The sequence below is a fragment of the uncultured Methanobrevibacter sp. genome, assembly GCF_900316895.1.
Lineage (GTDB): Archaea > Methanobacteriota > Methanobacteria > Methanobacteriales > Methanobacteriaceae > Methanocatella.
Genome location: NZ_ONER01000111.1, coordinates 1 through 4,852 on the forward strand (window position 1 = coordinate 1; position 4,852 = coordinate 4,852).

General features: G+C 39.0%; 5 protein-coding genes and 1 pseudogene. All 6 read left to right on the top strand.

Annotation, left to right across the window (positions count from 1 at the left end; all coding sequences use genetic code 11):
• Nucleotides 1-49: 49 nt before the first annotated feature.
• Nucleotides 50-466, top strand: a complete 417-nt coding sequence (locus QZN27_RS09150) for a hypothetical protein (protein ID WP_296786723.1) — start codon at nt 50-52, stop codon at nt 464-466.
• 35 nt (nt 467-501) lie between these two features.
• Nucleotides 502-981, top strand: coding sequence for a hypothetical protein (locus tag QZN27_RS09155; RefSeq protein WP_296786725.1), 480 nt, complete (start codon nt 502-504; stop codon nt 979-981).
• A 65-nt stretch (nt 982-1,046) separates the two neighbouring features.
• A complete protein-coding gene (gene purF, locus QZN27_RS09160) occupies nt 1,047-2,468 on the top strand; it encodes an amidophosphoribosyltransferase (RefSeq protein ID WP_296786727.1) in 1,422 nt (473 codons plus the stop codon).
• A gap of 6 nt (nt 2,469-2,474) precedes the next feature.
• Entirely contained in the window at nt 2,475-3,722 is a 1,248-nt protein-coding gene (locus tag QZN27_RS09165) for a peptidase U32 family protein (RefSeq protein ID WP_296786730.1), read from the top strand.
• Nucleotides 3,715-4,517: pseudogene (gene cfbC, locus QZN27_RS09170) on the top strand (Ni-sirohydrochlorin a,c-diamide reductive cyclase ATP-dependent reductase subunit). The gene QZN27_RS09165 and the pseudogene cfbC overlap by 8 nt, the downstream one beginning before the upstream one ends.
• Nucleotides 4,474-4,852, top strand: a 379-nt coding sequence (locus QZN27_RS09175; RefSeq protein WP_296786732.1) for a methylated-DNA--[protein]-cysteine S-methyltransferase, incomplete at its 3' end; no start/stop codon positions are given. The pseudogene cfbC and the gene QZN27_RS09175, both read left to right, overlap by 44 nt.

Genomic DNA, 4,852 nt, shown 5'->3' on the forward strand with positions numbered 1-4,852 from the left:
GTCAGCTTGGATGTGGCATCAGAAAATCAATGGAATTTAGGTAATGTTCATGGAAACCCAGAATCATGAATCTAAAATTGATGTTCGTATAATTGTAGGCGGTTTGGATATTGCACAGCTTGTATCAAAGGCAGTTAATAATATCCAGCTTGAAAATGACTACAATATAATAGTTTCATCTATCATTCCGACTGTTGAACTCAGCATTGTCAAAAAGGTAGCCAATGGTGCTGACATTTTGCTGATTGGTGGATATGGTCATGATGAAACATACAATATTCTTTACAATGAACTGAAAACTGATTTTAACCATATTGGATTGTTTGATTATAACAATATTATTATTGAAGACGAATCTATTGATTTCAAGCTGGCCGAAAAGGAAATCCTGAATTCAATAATTAAGTCAACTCTTTCTTATTCCCTGAATTTAATCAACTTAAGTCAACTCTTTCTTATTCCCTGAATTTAATCAACATTCATACTCTGGAAAATAAGCTGATGAAGGTAACCCATAACTATAATAACCTATTGGATGATTACAATCAGCTCATCAAAGAGCAGGAAGTCCTGACCCGTGAAAACAGTGAATTGCGTGAAGACATAGATGATATCAAATCAGACTATTCAGCATTCAAGTCACGTTATGAGGACATCTACTCAAAGGAAATCCTGGAAATCTTCAGTCTCAATGATTTGTGGCAGGATACATTCAGACAGGATTTAACTGATGAGGAAAGGATTGTAATTGCTACAGATAAGTTCAGGCCTGACAATATCATTGTTGGCCAGGGTTATATTGCAGCAGAGTCCAGAAATAAAGCTGTTGAATGGTTGAACATCGTAAGGACCGCACTTATTTTTGTAGATGATAATGAAGACGATTTAAAAAGGGAATTAAACTCCGATGATGAAACCAAAGCTCCTGAAGTGATTGACGATTATGAAATCCCAAACAATTTCGAAAACTTCTGGGACTAAAACATTAATTATTTTATACTAGTTTAATCAAAAATATAATTATACTATTTAATGGGAGTTTGCATATGCAAGGAGAAATGGAAGACAAATGCGGTATTGTTGGAATTCATGCTAAAGATAGTTCCAAGGATGTTGCACCACTAGTTTATTATTGTTTGTATGCTTTACAGCACAGAGGTCAAGAATCAGCAGGAATTGCTAGTTTTAATCAAGAAAAAGGTTTTAAACACTACTACGGAATGGGTTTAATAACCAGCGTATTCAGTGATGAGGAAATCAAAAATCTTGAAGGAAACATGGCTATAGGTCATGTAAGATATTCTACCACCGGACAGTCAAAAGTTGAAAATTCACAGCCTTTTGTAATTGATTTCGGTGATAGTTTTATTGCAATGGCTCATAATGGAGACATTGTCAATTCCGATGAGCTGAAAAAAGAACTTATGGATGAAGGATTCTATTTCAGATCTGATTCCGATTCTGAAGTTATCTGTTACATGCTTAAAAAGGAGCATTATGATAATAAGAAAAATGTTTTAGAAGCTATTGAAGCAGTATGCAAAAAACTTGTAGGTTCATATGCATTGACAATCTTGATTGATGGTGAATTGTATGGTGTAAGGGACCCTATGGGAATAAAACCTCTTGCAGTTGCAAAAAGACAGGATAAATTCATTTTGGCTTCCGAGACAGTTGCATTTGATGTAATTAATGCTGAATTTGTTAGAGATATTATGCCGGGAGAAGTTGTTCACTTCAAAAACGATGAAATTAACTCCCACATGTTGGAAAGTGCTGGAAAATGCAAGCTTTCTCATTGTATGTTTGAATATGTTTACTTTGCAAGACCTGACAGTACAATAGACGGCATTAATGTTTACAAGACAAGGATGAACATAGGTGCTCAATTGCATAAGTTATATCCTATCGATGCTGATGTCGTAATTCCGGTACCTGATTCATCAATTCCTGCAGCTATCGGTTATTCAAGAGCTTCCGGAATTCCTTACGGTGAAGGGTTAATTAAAAACAGGTATGTCGGAAGGACATTTATCATGCCTACCCAGGAAGAAAGGGAATTGGCTGTCAGACTTAAGTTAAACCCTATAAAAGATGCCATTAAGGGCAAAAAGATTATTTTAATAGATGACAGTATTGTCAGAGGAACCACTTCAAAACAGTTATTGGACCTTGTAAAAGAAGCGGAACCTGCAGAAATTCACTTCCTTGTAGGCTGTCCTCCTGTAATCTCTCCATGTTATTATGGAGTGGCAATGGCTACCAAAAAAGAGCTGATTGCAGCCAATTACAATACTGAAGAAATCCGAGAACAGCTTGGCATCGATTCCTTAGGCTACATTACTATTCCTGCTTTGGTTGAAGCAATCGGAATGCCTGAAGAGAAATTATGTTTAGGCTGCATAAATGAAGATTATCCTACTGAAATTCCTGAAGGGCTAGAAGCTGAGACTTACTACAAACCTTAGATTTTCATGGTTGAACTATTGGCTCCAGCTGGAAATTTCATATCGTTACGTGCCGTTTTGGAAAATGGCGCCGATGCCGTTTACTTCGGTCTTAACGATTTTAATATGAGAGCCAATGCCAAAAACTTTTCTTTGGAAGAATTGGGTGAGGTTTCAGGAATTGCCCAGGAGTATGGTGCCAAAACATATCTTGGCACAAACATCATTTTAAATGAGCGATTGGCATCCGAGTTGGAGTCCAACATGGAGACAATCTCATCATCGGAAATTGATGGACTTATTTTATCTGACATCGGTCTTATTGAAGATACCGTATCACATGGCCTTGAGGCGCATATCAGCGTTCAGGAAAACGTTACAAACTCATATACCTTGAAAACCCTTAAGAAGCTCGGTGCCAAAAGGGCAATCCTTTCACGTGAGCTGTCCCTTGCCGAAGTTACTGAAATCACCAGAAAATCACCGATTGAGACTGAAATATTTATTCATGGTGCAATCTGCATGGCAATTTCAGGAAGATGCTTTTTGAGCTATGGATTGTATGGCAGAAGCGCCAACTGCGGGGACTGCCTGCAGCCCTGCCGCAAGAACTGGACACTGACATATGAGGAAGGTGAAGACAATGTCATCAACTTCTCTGATGTTGAGGATGAGAGATTCATCATTACCGGAAGTGATGACGGAAGCTACAGGACCAATTTCTTTTCACCGAAAGACATGTGCATGATTGAATACATTCCAGAGCTGATGGAAAGCGGCGTTGCATCATTCAAGATTGAGGGAAGGGCAAGAAGCCCGGACTACGGTGCGATGGTGACTGGAATATACAGGCAGGCAATTGACGATTACGAAAAGGATCCATTGAATTATAAGGTCAAGGACGAATGGATGGATGAGCTTACAAGCGTGTTCAACCGTGGATTTGACACAAACTTTTACTTTAACACTCCATTTGAGAAAAGTGAGGACAATCAGTCAAAATACATTAAAAAAGACATCGGACAGGTTGTCAACTATTACAATAAGGTAAAGGCGGCCGAATTAAGGATATGGGATGATTTGGCTGTCGGCGATAAGATTATCATTCAGGGCAAGACCACAGGGTCAATCACTCACACGATTGATTCCATGCAGATTGAAGGAAAATCCGTGGATGGGGCTGAAAGAGGCTGCAATGTCGCAATAGCAATGCCGGATAAGGTAAGGGAAAATGATTTTGTTTATAAACTAGTTGAGAGAGATATTGATGACTAAAAAGATTGCAATTTATGGAAAAGGTGGAATAGGAAAAAGTACTACAGTAGCAAATCTGTCTGCTGTATGGGCCAGTGAAGGTTTAAACTGTCTTGTAATAGGTTGCGATCCAAAGGCAGACACCACACGTACATTATATGGCTCCAGAATCCCAACTGTCGTTCACACTTTAAAGGATAATAGAAAACCTGAAAAGGAGGATTTGGTTTTCACAGGTTTTAAGGGCATACAATGCGTTGAAAGCGGAGGTCCCGAACCTGGTGTCGGATGTGCCGGACGGGGGGTTATTGTGGCCATGAAAAGGCTCGAGCAGCTTGACATTTTCAATGATGATTTGGACGTTGTCGTATATGACGTATTGGGTGATGTTGTCTGCGGAGGATTTTCTGTGCCTTTGCGTGAAAAATATGCTGATGAAGTCGTGATTGTAACTTCCGGTGAATATATGTCACTTTATGCGGCAAACAATATTGTCCGTGGTGTTAAAAAGCTTAAGGGTAACTTGAGCGGTATAGTCTGCAACTGCAGAAATGTTGACAATGAGGAGCAGATTGTCAACGACTTTGCTGAAAAGATTGGAACACATGTTATTGGTACCATTCATAGAAGTAATTTGATTCAGGATGCTGAATTAAATTAGATGCAAAAACCGTTGTAGAAAAATACTTCGAAAGTGCCGAAGCACAAGAATACCGAGACCTTGCTTCAAGCATTATGCATAATGAAAACGTATCCACTCCGGAACCTATGGATGATGAGGAATTCGAGGAATTCTTCAGGTCATATATGGATTGAAATGTATTATTCGACAGACTACCATTCCCCAATAGGCAAGATGCTGATTGCAAGTGACGGCGAGGCAATTTGCGGAGTATGGTTTTACGGCCAGAAACATTTCCCGTCAACTGATTTTATCGTCAATGACGATTTAGCTATTTTTAAGAAGGTTCTCGATTGGTTTGATGATTATTTCAACGGCAAAAATCCTAAGGTCAATTTCAGGCTCAAGCCTCATGGATCCCAATTCAGACAGAGGGTATGGAAAATATTGTCTGAAATTCCATATGGCGAAACAAGGACTTATGGGGAGATTGCATCAATGATATCCCCAACAATGTCTGCACAGGCTG

Coding starts and splice junctions, on each gene's coding strand:
- QZN27_RS09150 (WP_296786723.1), top strand. CDS start 50: ATGGAAACCCAGAATCATGAATCTAAAATTGATGTTCGTATAATTGTA.
- QZN27_RS09155 (WP_296786725.1), top strand. CDS start 502: ATGAAGGTAACCCATAACTATAATAACCTATTGGATGATTACAATCAG.
- purF (WP_296786727.1), top strand. CDS start 1,047: ATGCAAGGAGAAATGGAAGACAAATGCGGTATTGTTGGAATTCATGCT.
- QZN27_RS09165 (WP_296786730.1), top strand. CDS start 2,475: ATGGTTGAACTATTGGCTCCAGCTGGAAATTTCATATCGTTACGTGCC.